The organism is Micromonospora vulcania (assembly GCF_042658605.1).
GTDB classification, from domain to species: Bacteria; Actinomycetota; Actinomycetes; order Mycobacteriales; family Micromonosporaceae; genus Micromonospora; species Micromonospora vulcania.
Genome location: NZ_JBHSQS010000005.1, coordinates 409,464 through 430,945, shown reverse-complemented (window position 1 = coordinate 430,945; position 21,482 = coordinate 409,464). Strand labels below are relative to the sequence as shown.

The 21,482-nt window shown below is 72.1% G+C and carries 21 protein-coding genes; 11 read left to right on the top strand and 10 right to left on the bottom strand.

From position 1 onward, the window contains the following. Positions 1-38: 38 nt before the first annotated feature. Both ACFQGL_RS11155 and ACFQGL_RS11150 read right to left on the bottom strand, forming a co-directional pair. Positions 39-2,462, bottom strand: a complete 2,424-nt coding sequence (locus tag ACFQGL_RS11155; RefSeq protein ID WP_377509449.1) for an ATP-binding protein — start codon at positions 2,460-2,462, stop codon at positions 39-41. 97 nt (positions 2,463-2,559) lie between these two features. Further along, positions 2,560-5,592: a S8 family peptidase gene (locus tag ACFQGL_RS11150; protein ID WP_377509446.1), complete on the bottom strand. Its 3,033-nt coding sequence runs from the start codon at positions 5,590-5,592 to the stop codon at positions 2,560-2,562. Between the two features lie 1,085 nt (positions 5,593-6,677). Between ACFQGL_RS11150 and ACFQGL_RS11145 the strand changes: the two genes are divergently transcribed. The 3 genes from ACFQGL_RS11145 to ACFQGL_RS11135 all read left to right on the top strand — a co-directional run bounded on the left by ACFQGL_RS11145 (position 6,678) and on the right by ACFQGL_RS11135 (position 8,628). Then, positions 6,678-7,298, top strand: coding sequence for an ArsR/SmtB family transcription factor (locus ACFQGL_RS11145; protein ID WP_377509443.1), 621 nt, complete (start codon positions 6,678-6,680; stop codon positions 7,296-7,298). 1 nt (position 7,299) lies between these two features. Next, the gene (locus ACFQGL_RS11140; protein WP_377509440.1) at positions 7,300-7,761 is read left to right on the top strand and encodes a DUF6069 family protein; all 462 of its coding nucleotides are present in this window, start codon (positions 7,300-7,302) and stop codon (positions 7,759-7,761) included. A gap of 108 nt (positions 7,762-7,869) precedes the next feature. Then, entirely contained in the window at positions 7,870-8,628 is a 759-nt protein-coding gene (locus ACFQGL_RS11135; RefSeq protein WP_377509437.1) for an SRPBCC family protein, read from the top strand. 57 nt (positions 8,629-8,685) lie between these two features. Here the strand turns inward: ACFQGL_RS11135 and ACFQGL_RS11130 are convergent, their stop codons facing one another. Further along, positions 8,686-9,165 (bottom strand): winged helix-turn-helix transcriptional regulator, encoded by a 480-nt coding sequence (locus ACFQGL_RS11130; protein ID WP_377509434.1) that lies wholly within the window; start codon positions 9,163-9,165, stop codon positions 8,686-8,688. 237 nt (positions 9,166-9,402) lie between these two features. Here ACFQGL_RS11130 and ACFQGL_RS11125 point away from each other — a divergent pair, with 237 nt between their 5' ends. Continuing rightward, entirely contained in the window at positions 9,403-10,902 is a 1,500-nt protein-coding gene (locus tag ACFQGL_RS11125) for an MFS transporter (protein WP_377509431.1), read from the top strand. Between the two features lie 9 nt (positions 10,903-10,911). Here the strand turns inward: ACFQGL_RS11125 and ACFQGL_RS11120 are convergent, their stop codons facing one another. Both ACFQGL_RS11120 and ACFQGL_RS11115 read right to left on the bottom strand, forming a co-directional pair. Further along, positions 10,912-11,319, bottom strand: coding sequence for a RidA family protein (locus ACFQGL_RS11120; RefSeq protein ID WP_377509428.1), 408 nt, complete (start codon positions 11,317-11,319; stop codon positions 10,912-10,914). Further along, positions 11,316-12,143 (bottom strand): NAD(P)-dependent oxidoreductase, encoded by an 828-nt coding sequence (locus ACFQGL_RS11115; protein ID WP_377509425.1) that lies wholly within the window; start codon positions 12,141-12,143, stop codon positions 11,316-11,318. The genes ACFQGL_RS11120 and ACFQGL_RS11115 overlap by 4 nt, the downstream gene beginning before the upstream one ends. Positions 12,144-12,222: 79 nt before the next feature. Here ACFQGL_RS11115 and ACFQGL_RS11110 point away from each other — a divergent pair, with 79 nt between their 5' ends. Beyond that, a complete protein-coding gene (locus tag ACFQGL_RS11110) occupies positions 12,223-13,119 on the top strand; it encodes a LysR family transcriptional regulator (RefSeq protein ID WP_377509422.1) in 897 nt (298 codons plus the stop codon). Positions 13,120-13,131: 12 nt separating this feature from the next. Here the strand turns inward: ACFQGL_RS11110 and ACFQGL_RS11105 are convergent, their stop codons facing one another. Together ACFQGL_RS11105 and ACFQGL_RS11100 are read right to left on the bottom strand one after the other, a co-directional pair. Next, positions 13,132-13,998 carry an oxidoreductase gene (locus tag ACFQGL_RS11105; protein ID WP_377509419.1) on the bottom strand — a complete coding sequence of 289 codons (867 nt, stop codon included), beginning with the start codon at positions 13,996-13,998 and terminating at the stop codon, positions 13,132-13,134. Positions 13,999-14,144: 146 nt separating this feature from the next. Then, a complete protein-coding gene (locus ACFQGL_RS11100) occupies positions 14,145-14,660 on the bottom strand; it encodes a winged helix-turn-helix transcriptional regulator (RefSeq protein WP_377509416.1) in 516 nt (171 codons plus the stop codon). Positions 14,661-14,775: 115 nt separating this feature from the next. On the opposite strand from ACFQGL_RS11100, the gene ACFQGL_RS11095 reads away from it, so the two are divergent. The 4 genes from ACFQGL_RS11095 (at position 14,776) to ACFQGL_RS11080 (ending at position 17,656) form a co-directional block, all read left to right on the top strand. After that, positions 14,776-15,567: an SDR family oxidoreductase gene (locus tag ACFQGL_RS11095; RefSeq protein WP_377509413.1), complete on the top strand. Its 792-nt coding sequence runs from the start codon at positions 14,776-14,778 to the stop codon at positions 15,565-15,567. A gap of 38 nt (positions 15,568-15,605) precedes the next feature. Then, entirely contained in the window at positions 15,606-15,938 is a 333-nt protein-coding gene (locus tag ACFQGL_RS11090) for a nuclear transport factor 2 family protein (RefSeq protein ID WP_377509410.1), read from the top strand. A 58-nt stretch (positions 15,939-15,996) separates the two neighbouring features. Further along, positions 15,997-16,539, top strand: coding sequence for a TetR/AcrR family transcriptional regulator (locus ACFQGL_RS11085; RefSeq protein ID WP_377509407.1), 543 nt, complete (start codon positions 15,997-15,999; stop codon positions 16,537-16,539). A gap of 88 nt (positions 16,540-16,627) precedes the next feature. Next, on the top strand, positions 16,628-17,656 hold the full coding sequence (locus tag ACFQGL_RS11080; protein ID WP_377509404.1) for a medium chain dehydrogenase/reductase family protein: 1,029 nt from the start codon (positions 16,628-16,630) through the stop codon (positions 17,654-17,656). An 8-nt stretch (positions 17,657-17,664) separates the two neighbouring features. On the opposite strand, the gene ACFQGL_RS11075 is transcribed toward ACFQGL_RS11080, so the two are convergent. The 3 genes from ACFQGL_RS11075 to ACFQGL_RS11065 are packed head-to-tail and all read right to left on the bottom strand — an operon-like array spanning position 17,665 to position 19,781. Further along, positions 17,665-18,846, bottom strand: a complete 1,182-nt coding sequence (locus tag ACFQGL_RS11075) for a low temperature requirement protein A (RefSeq protein ID WP_377509401.1) — start codon at positions 18,844-18,846, stop codon at positions 17,665-17,667. 34 nt (positions 18,847-18,880) lie between these two features. Further along, positions 18,881-19,372 carry a DUF5994 family protein gene (locus ACFQGL_RS11070; RefSeq protein WP_377509398.1) on the bottom strand — a complete coding sequence of 164 codons (492 nt, stop codon included), beginning with the start codon at positions 19,370-19,372 and terminating at the stop codon, positions 18,881-18,883. Positions 19,373-19,379: 7 nt separating this feature from the next. Next, positions 19,380-19,781, bottom strand: a complete 402-nt coding sequence (locus ACFQGL_RS11065) for a LapA family protein (RefSeq protein WP_377509395.1) — start codon at positions 19,779-19,781, stop codon at positions 19,380-19,382. A gap of 511 nt (positions 19,782-20,292) precedes the next feature. On the opposite strand from ACFQGL_RS11065, the gene ACFQGL_RS11060 reads away from it, so the two are divergent. Continuing rightward, positions 20,293-20,466 carry a hypothetical protein gene (locus tag ACFQGL_RS11060; protein ID WP_377509392.1) on the top strand — a complete coding sequence of 58 codons (174 nt, stop codon included), beginning with the start codon at positions 20,293-20,295 and terminating at the stop codon, positions 20,464-20,466. Next, positions 20,463-21,476, top strand: coding sequence for a glycosyltransferase family 4 protein (locus ACFQGL_RS11055; RefSeq protein WP_377509389.1), 1,014 nt, complete (start codon positions 20,463-20,465; stop codon positions 21,474-21,476). The genes ACFQGL_RS11060 and ACFQGL_RS11055 overlap by 4 nt, the downstream gene beginning before the upstream one ends. Positions 21,477-21,482 lie beyond the last annotated feature (6 nt).

Sequence of the window (21,482 nt, the reverse complement as noted above, 5' to 3'; positions counted from 1 at the left end):
GCGGGCCGCCGCATCGGCGGCCCGCCACCCACCTCAGCTCAGGCCGGAACGAGTTCCCGGCACCGGCGCAGGACGGCCAGCGCTAGCGGCGCGTCCCGGCCCTCGATACCGGCCGCCAGTTCGGCCACCGCGGCCGCGGCCCGCGCCGGATCGCCCGCCGCCCCGGCGGCCTCGGCCAGCACCAGGACCGCCTCGGCGGCCCACGCCAGGATGCCCTTGCCGCGTACCAGCGTCAGCGCGTCGGTCGCGTGCCGGACGGCCTCGTCCGGCTGCCCGGCCAGGGTCAGCCGGGCCAGGGCCGAGAGCGCCTGCACCAGCGGCCAGATCGCGCCGACCCGTCGGGCGTCGGCCACCACCTCGCGCAGTGCCCGTTCCGCCGTCTCCACCTGGTCGTCGGAGGCGGTGCGGGCCAGCACCGTGGCCAGCTCGGAGCGCGCGTCGAGCAGGGTGACCGGCATCCGCCCGGCGTCGGCCACCAGCCGGGTGAGCCGCCCGGTCAGCCCGTCCAACCGTCCGGCGGCCCGGTCCAACGACAACGCGGTCGCCTCCACCAGCGGGGCCAGCCGCTCGTAGCCGGACTCGTCGACCAGTTCCCGGCCGGCATCGAGGAGCGCCGCGGCCTGGTCCAGGTGCCCTGCGTGCAGCGCACCCTGCGCCCAGTTTAGGCAGGCGCGGGCATGCTCGCGGGGCCGGTCGGCCAACTCGGCGGAGGCACGCAGCTCCGCGATGATCGCCCAGGCCGCCGGGTCGCCCAGCTCCAGCAGCAGCGAGGCGCGGGCGATGCGGACAGCGAGATGCGCCGCCGGGTCGCCGCTGGCCGCCGCGGCGGCCTCCGCCTCGGCGCACCGGGCCAGGTGGTCGTCGACGTGCCGGCCGACCACCGTGTCCGGGGCCGCCAGCACCGCGAGGGCCGGGGCCCGGCGACGCGGCGCACGCAGGTACTGCACGGCACGCTCGATCTCGGCGTACCCGCGCAGTGCCTCGCCCTGCTGGCGCAGCATCCGTCCGAGCACCAGGCCCAGTTCGCCCCGGGCTCCCGGGGGCAGTCGCCGGTCGGCCAACAACCGCTCCAGCACGGGGATCGCCGCCGCCTGGCTGAGCCCGTCGATGGCCGACCGGCCGAGTTTGCCGGCCAGCCGTGCCCGGACCGGTCGGGGCAGTTCGGCGACGTCCATGGTCTGGAGCAGGAAGCTGGCGGCGGTCGCGTCGTCGCCGCGCTCGGTGGCCAGGTCGGCGGCCGCCTCGGCGTTGCGGACGAAGTCCGCGCCGCTGCCGGCCAGCCGGTAGTGGTGCGCCAACTGGGCCACCGGGCGGGGCAACTCCTGCTCCAACACCCGGGCGACACGCAGGTGCAGCCACTCTCGGGTCTCCCGGGGCACCAGGTCGTACACCACCTGTCGGGCCAGGTCGTGGCGGAACCGCAGCCCGTCGTCGGCGTCGTGCAGCAGCCCCGCCCGGTGGGCTGCGGCCAACGCCGTGCTCACCGTCGCCCGGTCGGTGCCGAGCACGGCGGCGAGGACGCGCTGGTCCGGCGCCAGACCCAGGACGGCGGCCGCACCGAGCACCTCCCGGGTGGCCTCGTCGAGCGGGCGCAGTCGCCAGAGCAGCACGTCCCGCAGTACGAAGGGGACACTGTCGTCGGCCAGTGGGTCGCCGCCCCGTTCGGCGAGGGTGCGCAGCACCTCCTCGACCACGAACGGGATGCCGGCGGTGCGCTCCAGCAGGGTGGCGGTGAGCCGTGGCGGCGGCTCGTCCAGTCGCAGCGTCCGGGCGGCAAGTCGGCGTACGTCATCGGCGTCGAGCGGGCCGAGCGGTACGCGGGCGATCGCCCCCGGCGGGGTACGCGCCAGCGTCTCGTGGATCGGCGTACTGCCGCCCGGCGTCGGTGCGCGTGCGGTCAGCACCACGGCGAGTCCGTCCACCGGATGGGTGCTCAGGTAGCCGACGAATTCGCAGGTCGCCGGATCGGCCCAGTGCAGGTCCTCGAGCAGCAGCGTGGCGGGGCTCAACGCGGTCAGGACCGCGGCGACCGCTCGGAGCAGCCGGTGCCGTTCGGCCGCTGGATCGGCCAGCGGCGGCGGTACGGCGGGCAGCGCGGCGGCGAGCTCGGGCAGCAGTGGTGCCAGGGCGCCGGCCACCGGACTGAGTGGACCGAGCCGGTCGCCGCCCGCCCGGATGGCGTCCAGCAGCACGCCCAGCGGGAACGGTTCCGGTACGTCGTCGCACTCGCCGACGAGGTGGCGTCCGGGCAGTTCGGCGAGCAGTTCGGCCACCAGTCGGCTCTTGCCGATGCCGGGCTCACCCTCCAGCAGGACCAGGCACGGAGGAGCCGCGGTGAGTCGGCGCAGCTGGGCAAGCTCCGTCGTACGTCCGACGAACTGGACGGGTCCGCGCAGGCGCGCGGGGCGGGCGGGAGATGAACCCCCGCCGCCCCGCGTCGTGTTCCCGCTGCCGTCGATCACCGTGGGGCGAGCAGATCACCCCTGCGTCGACGGACGGCCGGCCGGCGGACCGATGGTGACCTGAGTCACACACCGGTCCGTCGACCTGGTGTCACCGTCAGGACTGGACGGTGACCGGCACGGTCTTGAGCGAACCGTTGCCGTTGCGGAACTCCAGCACACCGACGTAGCGCTGTCCGGGGGCCAGCCCGAACCAGCGCAGCGTCAGATTCGCCGTCGCGCCCGCCTGTACGCTGCGCTGCTTCGGGTCGATGACGGTCCGGCCAACGGAGGTGCCCGGCGCGCCCGGCAGGTAGGTGGTGACGGTGTACGCGTTGTCCTCGTGCCCCTTTGGCAGGTTCTCGGTGAACTCCTGCTCGACGACGACGATGTAGTCGCCGGGGCCGTCCGGCAGCGTCACCTTGGCGCCGATCCGGGTGCTGGCCGTCGCGGTGACGAACTTACCGGTGGTGTCGTACACGTCGAGGCTGAACTCCGTGCACTCCATCACCCCCTCCTCGTCCTCCCAGTCGATGTGCGAGCAGGTGGGCCGCTCCGACGTCACATGGATCTGCGGGCTACGGGTGCCGGCCGGTACGTGCAGCGTGGTCTTGCTGATCGACGTCGGCAGTGGCACCGGCAGGTTGTTCGACGAGCTCCAGTCCCAGGAGGGGCCGTCGCCGTGCAGGGTGACCGTGCTGGCGGTGCCGGCGGTCAGACCGGAGAGCTGCGAGATCAGCTGACCCTGGTAGCCGACCTCGGCGGCGATCCGGACGCTGCCGAAGGTGCCCGTGCCGGTGATGGCGTCCGGCGCGACCAGCCCGGAGTTGTGCACGACAAGCGGGGTACGCACCTGGTGGTGGAACTGGTCGCGCCAGGTCAACGCGCCGTCGGCCCAGGTGTCGAACGCGGCGCCGGTGTTGGTGACCTCCACCGTGAAGCGGGCGCTCTGGCCGGCACGAACCGTCAGCTTGGCCGGGGTGACCTTGACCTTGTAGCCCTTCGGTGCCTGCACCGACGAGGTGTAGGTGCTGGTCCTGCCGCTGACGTTGGTGACGGTCCGGGTGACCTTCTGCTTGCCGACCATCCGGCCCAGCGCGATCGACGGGTAGTTCAGCTGGGCGGTGTCGATGGCGCCGATCGTGTCGCAGCCCTCCAACTCGCCGAGCCCGAAGTCGCTGCCGCGGTCGGCGGAGACCCCGCACAGATAGCGCAGCCAGTCCTGCCCGTTGGAGTCGTAGACCAGGCCCGGGTCGAAGGCGCTGCCCGGCTTGACCTGCCCGGCTCCGTAGTTCAGCGGGGTGGCGTCGTACGTGCCGATCTTGATCGGCTTGCCCTTGCCGGTGGTGTCCTGCGCGCTGGTCATCAGCGCCGAGCGGACCGCCGCCGGCGACCAGTCGGGGTGCTTGGCCAGCAGCAGGGCGGCGAGGCCGGCGATGTGTGGCGCCGCCATCGACGTACCCGACTCCAGGGCGAAGTCGTTGCCACCCTGCGACGGGGAGAACGCGGCGACGATGTCCTGCCCGGGCGCGCTGATGTCCGGCTTGAGCAGCTCACCGGCGTTGAGGTTCGACGGGCCGGCCGAGGAGAACGCGGCGACCGAGGGGGCGTCGACGATCTCCAGCTTGCTCGGCGAGATGCTCGCCGTGGCGTTGCCGGCCGCGACGTACGCGGTGACCGTGGCCAGGTCGACCTCGTTGATGTGCACGGTCGGGACGGTCTGCACGTCGGCGTTGAGCGAGTTCAGCGAGTCGTTGAACAGCACCATGCCGACTCCGCCGGCCCGGGCCACCTCGATGCTCTTGTCGGTACGCGGGATCTCGCCCCGCAGGCAGAGCACGATCGCGCCCTTGACCTTGGCTGGGTCCAGGGTGTCGTCGGCGCAGAGGTTGGCGCCGTACGTGTCGTTCGGGTCGAGCGCGCTGTCCTTCGCGAAGACCAGCCGCGTCGACCCGACGCCGGTGTCACCCATGCCCGCACCGGTGATGGTGGTGCCGTTGCCGAGGGTCAGCTTCCGGCTGTTCTCCTGGTCGGTGGTGCTCGCGGCCACCGTGGTCACCCACGGGGTGGAGTTGTCGACGGTGTTGGCGTACGGGCCGGAGTTGCCGGCGGCTGCGGACACGAAGACCCCGGCGGCAGCGGCGTTGAAGAACGTCGCGTCGATCGCGCCGAAGTACTCGCTGTCGTCACCGATCGAGTAGTTGATCACGTCGACACCATCGGCGACCGCGTCGTCGATGGCGTGCACGATGTCGATCTCGCTGCCGCTCGCGGAGCCGGCGCCGTTGTCGTACAGCGCCTTGTAGATCGACAGCCGGGCGGCCGGCGCCATGCCGGAGATCTTGCCGAGGTCCTTGCCGGCCTGCTGCGCCGGAACGCCGTGGTTACCGGCGGCGGTGCTGGCCGTGTGGGTGCCGTGACCGTTGCGGTCACGCGGCGAGAGGTAGTCGTCCGGGAAGGCGTCGGCGATTCCGCTGTCGTTGTACCAGCGCGCACCGATCACCTTGTTGTTGCAGGTGACCGGCGCCTCGGTGCCGGCGTCGCAGGTGCCCTTCCACTTGGCGTCGATGATCGCCTGGTCCGGACGCGGAGTGGGCAGCGGGGCGAAGCTCGCGCTCTCCGGCCAGTAGCCACTGTCGATGACCCCGACGATGATGCCCTCGCCGGCGTGCGAGTCTCCGCCGAACTCCTGCTTCCACACTCCACCCTTGCCGGTCAGGCCCAGGTAGTCCGGAGTGTGCGAGGTGGTGGCGTGCACCGTGCGGTTCTCGTACACCGCCCGTACGCCCTTCGTGGCGCGTAGCCGGGCCGCCTGCGGGCCGGTCAGATCGGCGGCGAAGCCGTTGAACGCGGTCTCCAGGGTGACCCGGGTACGGTCGGCCGGCACGCCGACAGCGTCGAGCACCGACGTGCGCTTCTGGCGCAGGTGCTCCCGGTAGGCGTTGGCGCTGCCGGAGGCCCGGTTCAGCTTCCCCCCGGGGGTCGGCTTGGTCGCCGCGATGCCGGGGACGCCGCCGGTGTAGGTGGCCAGCGGCTCCTCGTCGAGCTGGACCAGGTAGCGGGCGGTCGGTCCGCTGCTGGCCGGGGCGGCTGCGGCGCTGCCCGGCAGGCTCGTCAGGCCGGCTGCGGCCAGCGCGAGGGTGGCCAGCATGCTGACCCCGCGTCTGGTCCGTCCGGGCCGATGTGCGTTCGGTTGTGGCACGTCGTTGCCTCCACGTTCGGTGCCGGCCGCCACGGCTGATGACGGTGGCCGAAACGTAGGATCGACATCGATCAAGCAGAAGAACTCGTAACCTGTACGTAATCTTGGAAACAAGCTCGTAACGCAACGGGTACTTTGCGCGTCATTTTGGCCCGCGTTCGGGCCCGCCCCACGCTCTCGGCGACCGGTGACTCGGTGACTCGGTGACTCGGCGACTCGGCGACTCGGCCACCCGGCGACTCGGCGACCGGGCGACCGGGCGACCCGGCGACCGGTGATCGTCGGTTCAGTGCGGATCGTCCGAGCACCCGTCCGGCCGGCGAACCTCTGCATGGATCGTCCGGGGGGCCTGGCGGTCCGAGGCTCCGCCCGCTCCTGCGCGGATCGTCCGGGCAAGGCCGCCGGTCCGAGGTTTCGCCAACTTGTGCGCGGCGGACGGGCATTCCGGTCATCGCGTCGCCCGCCGCCCTGTCCGGACCATCTCCGCACGCCGAGGGTGCCCGACGGCGGCTTGCGAACCCGATCCGAGACGTGGTGCTCGGGTTCGTCGGCGTGATCCGTACTCGATCCAGGATCCAGTGGCATCGCCGTGGCGTTGACGCCACTAGATCCTGGATCGAGCGCGATCACGACGGGGTCTCGGCCGATCACGATCGCGCCGGGCCTCGGTCGGGCGCGATCGCGCCGGGTGTCGGCCGAGCGCGATCACGACGGGTCTCGGCCGATCACGATCGCGCCGGGCCTCGGCCGATCACGATCGCGCCGGGCTTCGGCCGAGCGCGATCACGACGGGCTTCGGCCGATCACGATCGCGCCGGGCCTCGGTCGGGCGCGATCGCACCGGGTATCGGCCCAGCCCGACCGCCGCTGGGTCGCGGTCGAGCTTGAGCATGGCCGGGTCTCGGCCGCCAAGATCCGGACAATTTCCGGGAAAGTGCTGCTTGCGGCGGGTCGGAGGCAGCAACTTCCGGGAAGTTGCTGCCGACAACATGAGTTGTCTTGACAAGAAAAGTTGTCGGTGACAAAGTGGGGGCATGTTCGACATCGCAGTGATCGAGGATCCGGCGGCGGCCGAGGCGTCGCTGGACCCGACGCGGGCCCGCCTGCTCGCCGCGCTCGCCGAGCCGGCCTCGGCGACGATGCTCGCCGCCCGGGTCGGCCTGCCCCGCCAAAAGATCAACTATCACCTGCGGGCGCTTGAGCAGCACGGCCTGATCGAGCTGGTCGAGGAGCGCCGCAAGGGCAACGTCACCGAGCGCGTCATGCGGGCCACCGCAGCGTCGTACGTGATCTCGCCGGTGGCTCTCGCGGCCGTGCGGCCCAACCCGTCCCAGTCGCCCGACCGGCTCTCGGCGCGGTGGCTGCTCGCGCTCGCCGCCCGGCTGGTGCAGGACGTCGGCGCGCTGATCACCGGTGCCGAGCGGGCCCGCAAGCCGGTGGCGACCTTCGCCGTCGACGCCACCGTCCGGTTCGCTTCCGCGAGCGACCGGGCCGCGTTCGCCGAGGAGTTGGCGGCAACGGTCGCCAAGCTCGTCGGCCGCTACCACGACGACCAGGCCCCCGGCGGCCGTGAGCACCGGGTGGTGCTCGCCCTGCACCCCAGCGTCAACCCGAGCGTCAACCCCAGCACCGACACCGCAGCGAAGGAGTCCTGAGATGACCGCCATGACAAGCACGGCCACCGCCCCGATCCACTCGACGGCCCAGGCCCGGAGCACCGCGACCCTGCGCCGTCGGCAGCGCGCCCTTGGCGTGGGTGCCGCGGTGGTCGCGAACAGCGTGCTCTACCTGGCCGCCCGGGCAGCCGGCACGGACTTCACCCTCACCGATCCGGGCGCGGCCCAGTCGCACCCGCTGATCCTGCCGGAGATCGCCGTCTTCAGCCTGGTCTTCGCGCTGCTCGGCTGGGGGGCTCTGGCGTTGCTCGAGCGGACCACCCGGCACGCGCGGGTGATCTGGAGCGTGCTGGCCGGCACCGTGCTGCTGGCCTCCTTTGTCCCGATCTTCATCGAGCAGGCCACCACGGGCACCCGAATCATGCTCTGCGTGCTGCACCTCACCGTGGCCGCGGCGCTGCTGCCGATGCTGCGTCACCGCGCTGACGCGCGTACCCGCTGACGCGGGTACCCACTGACGCGCGTACCCGCTGACGCGGGTACCCACTGACGCGCGTACCCGCTGACCTGACGAGACCGACACCTCACCGACCGAAGGGCACCACCAGACATGGGACACCAATTCGAGCTGCACAAGGACATCGAGCTCGCCGCCACCCCCGAGCAGGTGTGGGAGGCGATCGCCACCGGGCCGGGAATCGACTCCTGGTTCATGGGCCGTAACGAGGTCGAGCCGGGCGAGGGTGGTCGTACCCGGATGACCATCGCCGGGCACACCGAGGAGGCCACGGTCACCGGGTGGGAGCCGGGGAAGCGGTTCAGCTACGGCACCCAGCCCGGGCCGGATGGTACCTTCCTGGCCTTCGAATACCTCATCGAGGGGCGCGCGCAGGGCGGCACCGTGCTGCGGCTGGTGCAGAGCGGCGTCCTCGGCGACAACTGGGAGACCGAGTACGAGGCGATGCAGGTCGGCTGGAACATGTACATCGAGACGCTGGCCGCGTACCTTGCCCACTTCCCCGGCCGGAGTGCCATCCCGGTCACGGTGTTCCGCCCCGGTGCCGGTGCGCCGGAGCAGGTCTGGGCGGCGGTGACCGCTGCCTTCGGCATCACCGGCCCGGTCGCCGAGGGGCAGCCGGCCCGGATCACCGTCGACGGTCTGCCGCCGATCGAGGGCATCGTCGACCTGGTCGCCCTGCCCGCCTACTTCGGCGTACGCACCGACGACGCGCTCTACCGGTTCGTCCACTCCGGCAGTGACCGGGGTGACGCCCTGATGCTCGGGCACCACATCTTCGCCGCCGACGAGGACCCGGCCGCGACCGAGCGAGCCTGGCAGGCCTGGCTGAGTGAGCTGCCGGTCAGCTGACCCGCTCATGCGACCGTGGCCGCTCTCCCGAACGGGGAGCGGCCACGCCGTCGCGTGTCACACGCGTCGGATCAGGCCCGGGCCGGCGGTGATGTCGATGTCGCCGCTGTCGACGTCGTGGCCGGCCGCGCAGCGGAGCACTGCCCGGATCGGCTGGCCGCAGTCGCGGTGCTCGGCGATCACGGAGGGGCCGGTGTCGTCGGCGGCCCAGGTGTCGCCCCAGTTGCGGAGTGCGGTGAGGACGGGCATCAGGTCCCGGCCCTTGCGGGTGAGCTGGTACTCGTGGCGGGTGCGCTGCCCCGGCTCCCGGTAGGGGATCCGTTCGAGCAGGTCGGCGGCGACCATCTCCTTGAGGCGGGCCGCCATGGCGGGCTCACCGACTCCGACTCGGCGCACGAAATCGTCGAAACGGCGCGTACCGAGCAGGGCCTCGCGTAGGACGAGCACGGTCGACCTGCTGCCCACGATGTCCATGGCCCGGGCGATCGAGCAGTTCGCCGACGACCAGGAGTCGCGGTCCTCCCGTAGGTCCTCCATGCCCCCAGCGTACGACCTGACTTGCGCAGACGCTAGCTAGGTGCTTCACTGGGCGGCAGCCTGACTTCGTTATGGATAAGTCAGCCTCCGATGTCAGCCGCCTCTCCGCACGTCGCCGACGCTCGCCGCGTCGGCGTCCGCGTGGATCGACTCCGAGGAAGCCTCGTGAAAGACCAGCTCGCCACGGCCCCGAACGGGCCAGTACGGCCACAGCGTGCAAGCGCGCCGGGGCCGGTCGTGCGCTCATCCGCCCGCGGCTCCCGCGCGGTGACCCTGGTCGCCATGTGCCTGGGCGCGATGATCACGTTCCTGCAGATCACCGCGACCGTCTCCGCGCTGACCACCATCCAGCGGGACCTGCGCGTCGACCCGACCACCCTGATCTGGATCCCCAGCGCCTACACCCTGGCGGTGGCGAGCCTGGTGCTGTCCGCCGCCACGCTGGGCAACCGGTACGGGCCCAAGCGGATGTTCGGTGCCGGCGTGGTCGCCATGATCGTCGGAGGGGCGGTCGTGGCCGGGGCGCCCAGCGTTGCCTGGGTGATCGTCGGGCAGTTGCTCGCCGGTCTCGGCGGGGCCCTGATCCTGCCCAACAGTCTGGCGATCCTCGGCGCGACCTTCACCGATCCGCACCGACGTACCGAGGTCATCACCGCGTGGTCGGCCGCGTCCGGTGTCGGCCTGGCGGTCGGCCCGCTCATCGCCGGAGCCTTGCTGCGGCACTATTCGTGGCACAGCGTCTATGTCTCGACGATCGTTCTGGGCGTGGTCACCCTCGTCGTCGCCGCGATCGGGGTTGCCGAGATCCGGCCCAGCGCGGGCCGACTCGACGTACCCGGCCTGCTGCTCGGCACCCTCGCCATCGCCGCCGCCGTCTACGCCCTGATCCGGGGCGGCCGGGACGGCTACGCCAGCCCGTTGGTGGCCACGACCTGGGTCGTCTCGGCCGCCGCACTGGTCGGGTTCGTGCTGGTCGAATTGCGTTCCAGTGCGCCGATGCTCGACGTACGGCTGCTCCGGTCCGCATCCTTCAGCGCCGTCATGGTCATCGCCGCGGTGTCGCTGTTCGGCTTCACCGGCGTCGCGATCCTGCTCGTCCTGTTCCACGAGCGCGCTCAGGCGCTCAGCCCGCTGGACACCGGCTGGCGGATGGCGGTGCTCTTCGGCGCGTACGTGCTGGTCGCCTCCGCCGCCGGTCGCATGATCCGCCTGACCGGATTCAAGGCGCCCCTCACCGTCGGTCTGGTCCTCGGTGCCGTGGCCAGCTTCGGGCTGGCGGCCCAGGGGCCGACCACCGCGTTCGGTCACCGCTGGCCGCTACTCGCGTTGTTCGGTGCCGCGGCCGGCCTGGTCGTGGCACCGGCGACCGCGGCGGCACTGGCCAGCGTCGCGCCCGCCCAGGCGGCCATGGCCTCGGGTGCGGTCAACGCCGCCCGGCAGGTCGGCTCGGTGCTCGGCTCGTCCCTGTTGGGCACGCTGCTCACCACCACGATGCTGGCCGACCTGCCCGCTCGGCTCGCCGCCCACCAGGTGGGCGAGCCGACCCGTACCGCCGTGCAGGCCGCGGCGGCCGCCGGCGCGACCGGCGGCCAGCCGCTGCCCGGTCCGGTCCGGTCGGCGCTCGCCGAGGCCCTGACCTCCGGCGTGCAGGCGGGGCTGCGGGTCACCGGCATCGTCTTCCTCGTCACCGCCGTGCTGGCGCTCGCGTTCGTCCGCAACCGGCCGCACCGGCGGTGACGGCCGCCCTCACCCGGTGCGCACGGCGGCGGTGACCTCGACCTCCAGCACCGCGCCGTCGAGGAAGAGGCGGCTCACCTCGACCGTGGTGCTGGCGGGCTTGGCGTCCGGGAAACACCGGTCGCGCACGGCCGCGTAGCCCGCCAGGTCGCCGAGGTCGGTCATGAACGTCCGGATGTGCAGCACGTCGGCGAAGGTGGCGCCGTGCGCGGCGAGCAGCCCACCGACCAACTCGAAGATCCGCTCGGACTGTGCCCGCACGTCACCGGGTGCCACCACCGCGCCGGCGTCGTCCACCCCGACCTGGCCGGAGAGCATCAGCAGCGCGCCGCCGGGCAGGTCGAGGCGGGCGACGTGCGCGAACCGGTCGCCGAACGGCGCGGCGACGGTCGTCGGGTTGTCCAGGGTCAGGTTCATCTCTGCTCCTCAGGCGCGGCGTCGGTGAGGCGGGCGATGTCGTCGTGTGGGCGGGGCGCCGCCGCCAGGGCCGAGGCGGCGGCGCGCAGCACGGGCGCCGGCACGTCGCCCAGCACGTCGAGCGCGAGGCGGGCGTCCTTGGCGGCCAGGGCCACGGCGAACGCGGCGTCCGTGGCAGTCGCCCGGGTGACCGCGCCGCCGAGCGGCCCGGTGCCGAGCGCGTCGATCGCCGTACGCCGGTCCACGCCCACGGCGTCCGCGACGGCGAGCGCGTCGGCGACCGCCGTGACCGCGGTGACCAGGGCGGTGTTGAGCACCAGCTTCAGCGCGGCACCGCGGCCGGAGTCGCCGCAGCGGCGTACCGTGCCCAGCGCCTCCAGCAGCGGGGCGACCCGGTCCACGGCCGCGTCCGCGCCGCCGGCCAGCACCACGAGCCGGCCCGCCTCGGCCGCGCCGGCGCTGCCCGCCACCGGTGCGTCCACCAGCGGTACGGCCGATGGCAGCAACCCGGCCAACTCCGCCACGGCCTGTGGGCCGATCGTGGACATCTCGATCACGGCGGTCCCCGGGCGCAGTGTGGACGCGGCGCCGGATTCGACCAGCGCGTCCCGGACCGCGGCCGCGTCGGTGAGCATGGTGATCACCACGTCGGCGTCCTGGACCGCCTCGGTCGGGGTACGGGCGGCTCGGGCCCCGGCGTCGACGAGCGACGCGGTCCTGGCGGCGGTGCGGTTCCAGACGGTGAGCCGGTGGCCCGTGGCCAGCAGGCGGAGGCCGATCGCCGTGCCCATCGTGCCGGTACCCAGCAGTGCGGTCTTTTGCATGGTGCCGACGCTAGGCGGCACCGACCCATGTCACCAACGAATGTTCCGCATCACTGCCATGCTGGGGGAGCATGGCGGCATGCAGCTGAACGCGCTCCAGGTCTTCCGTACCGTCGCCGAGCAGGGCTCCATCACGGCCGCCGCCCGGACCCTGCGTTACACCCAGTCGGCGGTGTCGCGGCAGATCGCCGCGTTGGAGGCCGAGGCCGGGTCACCGCTGCTGGATCGGCTGCCCCGCGGTGTCACCCTGACCGAGCAGGGCCGTTGCCTGCTCGGCCATGCCGAAGCGGTGCTCGATCGACTCGACGTCGCCCAGCGGGATCTGGCCGCGCTGCGCGACGTCACCGCCGGGCGGCTGCGGGTCGGGGCGTTCCCCACCGCGGTCGCCGCGCTCGTGCCGCGTGCCCTGGCGTCCTTCCGGTCCGACCATCCCGGGGTGGCCCTGTCGCTGGTCGAAGGGCTGACGCCGGGCCTGCTGGAGCGCCTGCTCGACGGCGACGCCGATGTCGCCGTGGTGAGCGCCGCCCCCGACCAGCCGTTCGACGGTGACCGCTTCGACCTGCACCACCTCGTCGACGAGGCGCTGCTGGTGGCCGTCCCACGGGAGCACCGACTCGCCCGTCGGCGTACCGTCCGGCTGCGCGACCTGGCCGACGAGGCGTTCATCGCCGGCTCGGCCACCGCCGAGGAGACCCTGCTGCGGGCCACACTCCCGGCGGGTTTCCGACCCCGGATCGACATCGTGGCCGCCGAGTGGACCGGCAAGTTGGGCTGTGTCGCCGCCGGCCTGGGCGTTGCGTTGGTGCCGGCGCTGGCGGTCCGGGCCGCCCCGCCGGACCTGACCCTTCTCCGCCTGCACCCCGACGATGTCCCGGTCCGGCGGGTCTTCGCCGCCACCGTCGCCGGCCGGAGCCGACCTCCGGCGGTACGGCAGTTCCTCACCCACCTCGAACGGGCGACGGACGGGTTGGGCTGACGGTGGCGGGCGTCAGCCGCCGATGGTGTTCAGGTCCTCGATCGCGTCGGCCGGCAGCTTCAAGTCGGCCGCCGCGACGTTCTCCCGCAGGTGCGCCAGGGTCGAGGTGCCGGGGATCAGCACGGTGGTGGGGGAGCGCTGGAGCAGCCAGGCGAGGGCGACCTGCTGCGGCGAGGCGCCCAGCCGGGCGGCCACCGCGTCGAGGGTGTCGGACTGCAGCGGGGTGAACCCACCGAGCGGGAAGTACGAGGCGTACGCGATGTTCTCCGCCGCGCACCGGTCGACCAGGGCGTCGTCCTGCCGGTTGGCGAGGTTGTAGAGGTTCTGCACGGTGACCACCGGTGCGATGGCCTGGGCCTCGGTGAGTTGCGCGGAAGTGACGCCGCTCAGGCCGAGGTGCCGGATGAGGCCCTCCTGGCGCAGCTCGGCCAGGGCGCCGAACTGCTCACCGAGGGGCGCGTCGCCGGTGCCCTCCGCCGAGCCCACCCGCAGGTTGACCACGTCGAGGACGTCCAGGCCGAGGTGCTGGAGGTTCTCCCGGACCTGCGCCTTGAGGTCGCTCGGCTCCAGCGACGGGATCCAGGAGCCGTCGTCGCCGCGGCGCGCGCCGACCTTGGTGACGAGGTGCAGATCGTCGGCGTACGGGTGCAGCGCCTCACGGATCAGCTCGTTGACCACCACTGGGCCGTAGAAGTCGCTGGTGTCGATGTGCCGGACGCCCAGGGTGACCGCCTCGCGGAGTACGGCCAGGGCCTGCTCACGGTCACGAGGGGGGCCGAAGACGTGTGGCCCGGTCAGCTGCATCGCGCCGTAGCCCATCCGGCTCAGGGTGAGGCCCTCGGCGAGGGTCAGGGCACCGCCGGGAACGATCGTGGTCATGTCGTCGTCCTCAAATCCGTTGGTCGAAGGGATTTGCGGCGGTCCGGGGAATCCGGTTGGCCGCGCTCTGACGACTGTGCGTCGTGATCGGCTCGACCGGCAGGGTGAGATGTTCCTGGTAGCGACACACCCAGGCACGGCACCCGTCAGGGCCGGTGCTGGTTCGGGACCGCCGCCGTCGGGATGTGCTCGTAGCGCTTGCGCATGATCTCGCTGGCGGCCGGACCGGCGGCGAAGACGAAGTCGCTGTCGTCGAGCGGGCGTCCGGTGCGGCGATCGACGACGATCGGGTCGGCCTCCACGCCGGTGTGCCGGTCGACCAGGATCATGCTGCGTTCGCTCGGGTCCAGGCGGGAGTTTCCCCAGGCCGCCAGGGCGACGACGACGGGGCGCAGGCTGCGCCCGAGGTCGGTGAGGACGTACTCGTAGCGGTCCGGCCTGGTCTGGTAGCGGCGTCGTTCGAGCAGCCCCTGACCGGTGAGGGTCTTGAGGCGGCTGGTCAGGATGCTGGATGAGACACCCAGATTGGCCTGGAACTGATCGAATCGGGTGTAGCCGTCAAAGGCGTCATGCAAGATCAGGAGCGTCCACCACTCGCCCACGTAGCCCAGTGCGGTGGACAGCGGGCATTCGCGGTCCTCCAACCGGATCTTCCCTGCCACGAATCAGCCCTCTCCCGAGTAGGTGCTAGTGTCGAAGTCAGTAAGTGCTGTTTCAGAAGCAACTATACGGCGTCTCGACGACGCCCGCTTCACGCTGCGACGACAGGAGTAATCGATGGCCGAGACGGTGCCCGCGCGGGACTCACTGCGGGGCCGGCGCGCCCTGGTCACCGGTGGCACGAAGGGTGCCGGCGGGGCGATCGCCGCCCGGCTGCGCGAGGTCGGCGCGGACGTGTGGGTCAGCGCCCGCAGCGAGCCCGAAGGGATCGAGTTCACCGACCGCTTCATCGCCGCCGACACGTCGAGCGTCGACGGCGCGGAGGTGGTGGCGGAGCGGCTGCTCGCCGCCGGCGGTGCCGACATCATCGTGCACGTCGTCGGTGGGTCGCACGCCCCGGCGGGTGGCTTCGCCGCGCTGACCGAGCAGGACTGGATGCAGGAGCTGAACCTCAACCTGCTCGGCGCGGTACGGCTCGACCGGCGACTCCTTCCGTCCATGATCGAGAAGCGGTCGGGCGCGATCGTGCACGTCTCCTCGATCCAGCGCCGCAAGCCGATGTACGAGGCCACCCTGGGGTACGCGGCCGCGAAGGCGGCGCTGACCGCGTACAGCAAGGGTCTGGCCAACGAGGTCGCGCCACACGGCGTCCGGGTCAACAGTGTCGCGCCCGGCTTCATCCAGACCGCCGCCGCCGACGCGCTGGTCGACCGCCTGGCCGCCGGGCAGGGCGTCGACCGCGACGCCGCCCTCGCGGGCCTCATGGACTCGTTGGGTGGGATCCCGCTGGGTCGCCCGTCGCTGCCGGCCGAGGTTGCCGACCTGGTGGCCTTCCTGGTCTCCGACCGCGCCTCGGCGATCGTCGGCGCGGAGCACGTCATCGACGGCGGCACCATCCCGACCGTCTGACCCGACACCGACCGCCCATCCCGGAAAGGACGCCGACCATGACCGACATGCAGACCACGCCGGCCATCATCCGCCGCTACTTCGAGCTGGCCGGCCAGCCCGACAACGAGGACTACTTCGCTCTCTTCGCCGACGACGCCGTCGTCGAGGACGAGTCGACCGAGTACCGCGGCATCGAGGCCATCCGCCGGTGGCGCCGCGAGGTGCCGCTGGTGTCGTACGAGATCACCGAGGTCGAGGACACGCCCGCCGGCACCATCGTGACCGCGACGATCACCGGCGACTTTCCCGGCAGCCCGTTCCCGGGGCTCCGGTACCGCTTCGGCGATTACGACGACGCCCAGATCCGCACCCTGCGCATCGCACCCTGACCGGGAACGTGGCCCGGCGGCCTTGACGGCGAAAGTATGTGAGTGGACACTTACAAACATGCGATCGACCGCCGAGGCCCGCCGGGTCACCGTCCTGAACGCCGCCGTCTCGGCGTTCGCCCGCACCGGCTTCCACGCCACCCCGGTCACCGCCGTGGCCGCCTCCGCAGGCATCTCCGAGGCGTACGTGTTCCGGCTCTTCGCCGGCAAGCTCGGCCTGTTCGTCGCGGCCGCCGGGGCCTGCTTCGAGCGGATCGTCGAGGCGCTCGAAGCGGGGGCGGAGCGTGCCGACGGCACCAGCCCGCAGGAGGTCCTGGACGCGATGGGCGGCGCCTACGCGGAGCTGATCGCCGATCGGGACCTCCTGCTGTTCCAGGTGCAGGCGCAGGCGGTCACCGACATCCCCGAGATCGGCGAGGCGGTACGGGCCGGCTACGGCCGCGTCGCCACCTTCGTGCAAGACCGGTCCGGCGCGAGCGACGGGCAGGTCCAGCAGTTCTTCGCGTACGGCCAGCTCTGCCACCTGATCGTGACCGCGGGCCTGGAGTCGGTGCCCGAGCCCTGGGCTCGGGCGTTGACCGCCGGCATCCGCCACCCCTGACCCCACTCCCACCTCGGGCCGCCAATGGCGGCCCACTTTTCGAACCGACTAAGTGTGTGAGTGCGCACTTACAAACAAAGGAGCGACCATGACGACCGACCTGCTCACCGAAGTGGTGCTGCCCGGCGTGGTGGAGCCGGACGGACTCCGGATCCACCAACGCTCCATGCCCCTCCCCGCCAGCGGAGAGGCGCTCGTCGAGATCGAGGCCACCGGCATCTCCTACGCCGAGCAGGCCATGCGGCGAAACCTGTACCCCGGCCAGCCGAAGTTCCCGTTCGTGCCCGGCTACGACCTCGTGGGTACGGTGCGTGCCGTTGGAAGGGGCGGCGACGACTCGCTGGTCGGCACCCGGGTGGCAGCGGTCACCAAGACCGGCGCCTGGGCCTCGCACGCGGTCGTCGGCGTCGACGAGCTGACCCCCGTACCCGAGGGTCTGGACCCGGCCGCGGCCGAGACCGTCGTCGTCAACGGGGTGACCGCCTGGCAACTGCTGCAACGCGCCGACCTGCGGGCCGGGCAGACCATCCTCGTGCACGGCGCGAACGGCGGGGTCGGGACCGTGCTCGTCCAACTCGGACGCCACCTCGGGCTCCGGGTCATCGGCACCGCCGCCGCACGGCACCACGACGCGCTGCGCGCCCTCGGCGTCGAACCGCTGGACTACCGGGACCCTGGCATGGCCGCACGCATCCGCGAGCTGTCGCCGCGCGGCGTGGACGCCGTCTTCGACCCGGTCGCGGGGCCGGGCGTACGCACGTCGTACCGGCTGCTCGCTCCCGGCGGCAAGCTGATCGTCTACGGCAACGCCGCCGCGCTGGGTTCGGCCCGGTCGATCGTGTGGGTCTTCCTCAAGCTGCTGGCCCGCCTCTACACCTGGAACGCGCTGCCGAACGGGCACCGGGCCGGGTTCTACAACTTCTGGGCCGGGCACCGCACCCGCCGTACGGCGTTCCGTCGCCGGCTGCGTACCGACCTCGGCATCGTGCTCGGCCTGCTGCGCCAAGGCGTGATCGTGCCGCAGATCGCCGCCCGCTTTCCGCTCACCGAGGTGTCCGCCGCGCTGGTGTTCGCCGAGACCCGGAGCCTGCCGGGCAAGGTCGTGCTGGTGCCCTGACCGGCTCCCTACACGGAGGGCGCGGGTGGCTCGGGTGGCCGACCGTGGGCCCGGACGCCGTCCGAGACGGCGACCCCGGCGAGTACGAGGGTCGCGCTGAGACCGGCCACCAGTGCCGGCGCGAAGAGCAGAGCTGGTCCCGCGACCACCAGCACGAGCAGCGCGACGAGCCGGGACGGCGACACCCGGCTGAACACCTCGTACTCGAAGCGGGCGCGTCCGACCAGGAACAGGGCGGGCCCGCCGAGCAGGACACCGACCAGCCAGGGCGTCGCCTGCTCGGTGGGGTGGGCGATGACGACGTCGAATCCGGCGGCGGTGGCGACCACGCCGGCCACCATGAGCAGGTGCGTGTTGGGCGCCGACCGCACGAACCCGCCCGGATCCTGAGCTTCCTCGATGGCGGCCTGCAGCAGGGCCCCGGCGCGGTGGACGTAGATCTGCCACAGCAGCACGGTGGCCGCGAAGCCGACCAGGAGCGCCGCCGTACGGCCGGCCGTCACGTCGTTGTCGGCGTAGGTCAGGGTGGTGGCGAGAATGAGGTCACCGAGGGCGAGAGTGAAGAACTGCTGGTAACGCTCGGCCAGGTGGTCGGCCGCCACCCCGTAGTGGGTTTTCGGGACCCGGCCGATTCGCGGGGTGGGGTAGCGGAGCCAGGCTGCCCCGTAGTTCAGGGCGAGTGCGACCACCCACAGCAGACCCCGTGCCGGGCCGGCCACGAGACCGCCGGCGAGCCACGGCACGGCGGACACGGCGAACCAGAGGACGAATCGGCCGGAGCCCAGCCGTGCCGCCCGGCCGTGCAGCGCGGCGGTGAGGAAGATGCCGCGTCCCACCTGGATCGCCACGTACGCGCCCGCGAAGAGCAGGGCGTGCTCGGTGAATGCTCCGGGCAGCGAACCCGCCAGCAGGATGGTCCCGAGCATGGCCCAGAGCGTCATGGCGAAGATGGGTGGCCGCTGCGCGTTGTACAGGTCGGTCGCCAGCGCGGTGGCGGACCAGACCCACCAGATCGCCATCAGCGACACCACGGTCTGGAAGACCCCGACCCAGTCGAGTTGCCCCGCCAAGGTCCGTGAGATCAGGGCGAGCGCGGCGACGAACACCAGATCGAAGAACAGCTCAAGCAGGGTGGCCCGCTGGGGTCCCTCATCCTCGCGGATCAGCCCTACCGCTTGATCGGTCGTCATCAGGTGCCCGTCCACTGATCCCGGGCTCTTGATGTTAGGTGAGGCCACCACCCTCGTTCTCCCAGATCGCGGAAGAATCGGCGGGCGCCGGCGCTGCCCGGAGTGCGGCCAGGATGTCCGGCGCGCGCCGGAGGTTGCCCGGGTCAGCGGCGGTCGCCATGGCCCACTCGGCCGCTGCGGTCGAGGTGGTGGGCGGCACCACGAGCAGGTCGACCTGGATGTCCTGGCCGGTGGTGATGACCAGCACCGCTGGGTCGAGGCTGTCGAACCAGCCGAGCCGGACCACGTCCGGCCCGACGGTCAACCGGTGGATCCGGCTGTCCCAGCCGTGCAGGTTGAGCATGATGTGCCGGATCCGGCCGTGGCGTTCGGCCAGGGCGACGACGAGGCCGGGGATCTCGGCGGCCGGATCCCAGGATCGCGGCCACCAGCCGCCGTCCAGCACCGTCCGTCCCCGGGCGGTGCCCAGGACGAGCCGAGGTGCGGCCGGCGTCGACGTGTCGGCGTGTCGCGCGGTGACGGACATGGCCGGCTCAGCCTTCCTGACCGGGCGGTGGGGCCTGGGTGATGTCGGTCGTCGCCCGGAAGGCCGGTCGTCCTCCGGAGCGCTTACCGCGCATTCGAAGCTGAAGGATCCGGGCGGTGCCGGGGAGGGCGACGAGCAGGACGCCGATGACCGCGGCCAGCAGTAGTGCCACGCCGGTCGGCAGGGCCACGTGTGCCCCGAGGAAGGCCACCTCGACACGCTGCCCGTTCTGTAGCACGAAGATGAGGAGCAGCAGGAGCACGATCGCGAACACCACGGCCACGATCCACAGATCACCGATCCGCGAGCGCTTCACCCCGAGGCGAAGAGGCGCCGGGTGCGAGGTGGCGGGGCCATCGTGGCCGTTGATGGTCGTGAGTCGGGCGTGTCGGTCTGGGGGTGCGGTCATGACGGACCGTCGCCTTCCGCTGGGTGCCCGGCAGAGCCGGCCGTGGGGGCGGCCAGCGCGGGCGGGGGTGAGGCGGGCTGCGACAGACCGTCGCGGCCCGGGCATTGCCGGTGCGGGGATGGTCCGCCAGCGGCGGACCGTCGGTCACCGGGGTCCCGAGCGACATCCCCAGCGTACGCCTTCGATGTGTGCAGGCAGTTTCCGAAAGAGCCCAGCGATCGTGCGGGTGCGGCTGCCTGCCCGGAGGGCGTACGGTGAGCATGTCGCCCGGGTTCCCCGGTGGCCGCCAGATGCCGTCGCCACCAGCCCACAAGAGGCGTTGACCGATCGTCGTCCCCATCGCCGCAGCAGGTCCGTCGTGGTTGATCACCGGCCACACCCGGCCATCGGACAGACCGGTCACAGCAGGTTCGGGCTCGCCCCGAGGACCGGCGACGCGATCCGACCCCGCGCGTTCACACCGCCGTCCGTGTAATTGATCGTTTCGGATGGCATGACCAGGGAGCACCAGATGAGGATCGCCAGGAACCGAATCGTCGCCGCACTTCGCGAACGTGGCCAGCAGGCCAGGGCGGACTGGGTCGAGCGCGAGCTGCCGGAGTGGGTCGACCCGACCAAACACTCCGGGCTGCTCGCCACCCTGCACCTCGATCCAGCTGATCTCGCCGACGCGTCATCTCCGTGAGGGTTGCGCTGCTCGGGCCGGTCGCCTGGCGCACACCCCCACACCACTACGGCCCCTGGGAGCAGGTCACCGGCCTGCTCGCCGAGGGGCTGGCCACGCGCGGCGTGGACGTGACCCTCTTCGCGACACTGGACTCGGTCACCTCCGCGCACCTCGACGGCGTCTGCCCCCGGGGCTACGCCGACGCCCCGGAGATGGACGGTCGGGTGTGGGAGGCGATGCACGTCTCCCACGCGATGGCCCGCTCGGCGCAGTTCGACCTGGTGCACAGCCACCTCGACTGGCTGCCGCTGGCCTTCGCCGAGCACTGCCGAGCACCGTTGCTCACCACCGTGCACGGCTTCTCCGGCGCGGGAATCCTGCCCGCCTACGCCCGAGCCCGCTCGTCCTACGTGTCGATCTCCGACGCGGACCGCAGCGCCGAGCTCGACTACGTCGCCACCGTGCATCACGGCGTCGACCTCACCGGGCTGCCGTTCAACGGCGCCGCCAGTCCCGGACTGGCCGCACTCGGCCGGATCCACCCCGACAAGGGCACCCACACCGCCATCGAGATCGCCCGCCGCGCCGGCCGGCCGCTGACCATCTGCGGCATCGTCCAGGACGAGCGGTACTTCGCCGAACAGGTGGCCCCGCACATCGACGGCGATCGTGTCGTCTTCCTCGGCTCGGTGGGTCCTCGACGGCGCGCGGAGGTGCTGGGCGCCAGCGCCGCCCTGCTGCACCCGATCGCCTTCGACGAGCCCTTCGGACTCTCGGTGGTGGAGTCGATGGTCTGCGGCACGCCGGTCGTCGCGTACGCCAGGGGGGCCATGCCCGAGGTCGTCGACGAGGGAGTGACGGGATTCCTCGTACGCACCGTCGAGCAGGCCGTCGAGGCGGTCACCCGAGCGGCCGACCTCGACCGCGCCTACTGCCACGCACGGGCTCGACAGCGCTTCAGCGCGGAGCGGATGGTCACCGACTACCTGTCCGTCTACGACCGCCTCATCCGTCAACCGCACCGCTGAACGCCG

Bases quoted from the DNA above. Each gene is read 5' to 3' on its own strand.
- ACFQGL_RS11150 (WP_377509446.1), bottom strand. From the start codon at position 5,592: ATGCTGGCCACCCTCGCGCTGGCCGCAGCCGGCCTGACGAGCCTGCCG.
- ACFQGL_RS11145 (WP_377509443.1), top strand. From the start codon at position 6,678: ATGTTCGACATCGCAGTGATCGAGGATCCGGCGGCGGCCGAGGCGTCG.
- ACFQGL_RS11140 (WP_377509440.1), top strand. From the start codon at position 7,300: ATGACCGCCATGACAAGCACGGCCACCGCCCCGATCCACTCGACGGCC.
- ACFQGL_RS11135 (WP_377509437.1), top strand. From the start codon at position 7,870: ATGGGACACCAATTCGAGCTGCACAAGGACATCGAGCTCGCCGCCACC.
- ACFQGL_RS11130 (WP_377509434.1), bottom strand. From the start codon at position 9,165: ATGGAGGACCTACGGGAGGACCGCGACTCCTGGTCGTCGGCGAACTGC.
- ACFQGL_RS11120 (WP_377509428.1), bottom strand. From the start codon at position 11,319: ATGAACCTGACCCTGGACAACCCGACGACCGTCGCCGCGCCGTTCGGC.
- ACFQGL_RS11115 (WP_377509425.1), bottom strand. From the start codon at position 12,143: ATGCAAAAGACCGCACTGCTGGGTACCGGCACGATGGGCACGGCGATC.
- ACFQGL_RS11110 (WP_377509422.1), top strand. From the start codon at position 12,223: ATGCAGCTGAACGCGCTCCAGGTCTTCCGTACCGTCGCCGAGCAGGGC.
- ACFQGL_RS11105 (WP_377509419.1), bottom strand. From the start codon at position 13,998: ATGACCACGATCGTTCCCGGCGGTGCCCTGACCCTCGCCGAGGGCCTC.
- ACFQGL_RS11095 (WP_377509413.1), top strand. From the start codon at position 14,776: ATGGCCGAGACGGTGCCCGCGCGGGACTCACTGCGGGGCCGGCGCGCC.
- ACFQGL_RS11090 (WP_377509410.1), top strand. From the start codon at position 15,606: ATGACCGACATGCAGACCACGCCGGCCATCATCCGCCGCTACTTCGAG.
- ACFQGL_RS11085 (WP_377509407.1), top strand. From the start codon at position 15,997: ATGCGATCGACCGCCGAGGCCCGCCGGGTCACCGTCCTGAACGCCGCC.
- ACFQGL_RS11080 (WP_377509404.1), top strand. From the start codon at position 16,628: ATGACGACCGACCTGCTCACCGAAGTGGTGCTGCCCGGCGTGGTGGAG.
- ACFQGL_RS11075 (WP_377509401.1), bottom strand. From the start codon at position 18,846: ATGACGACCGATCAAGCGGTAGGGCTGATCCGCGAGGATGAGGGACCC.
- ACFQGL_RS11070 (WP_377509398.1), bottom strand. From the start codon at position 19,372: ATGTCCGTCACCGCGCGACACGCCGACACGTCGACGCCGGCCGCACCT.
- ACFQGL_RS11065 (WP_377509395.1), bottom strand. From the start codon at position 19,781: ATGACCGCACCCCCAGACCGACACGCCCGACTCACGACCATCAACGGC.
- ACFQGL_RS11060 (WP_377509392.1), top strand. From the start codon at position 20,293: ATGAGGATCGCCAGGAACCGAATCGTCGCCGCACTTCGCGAACGTGGC.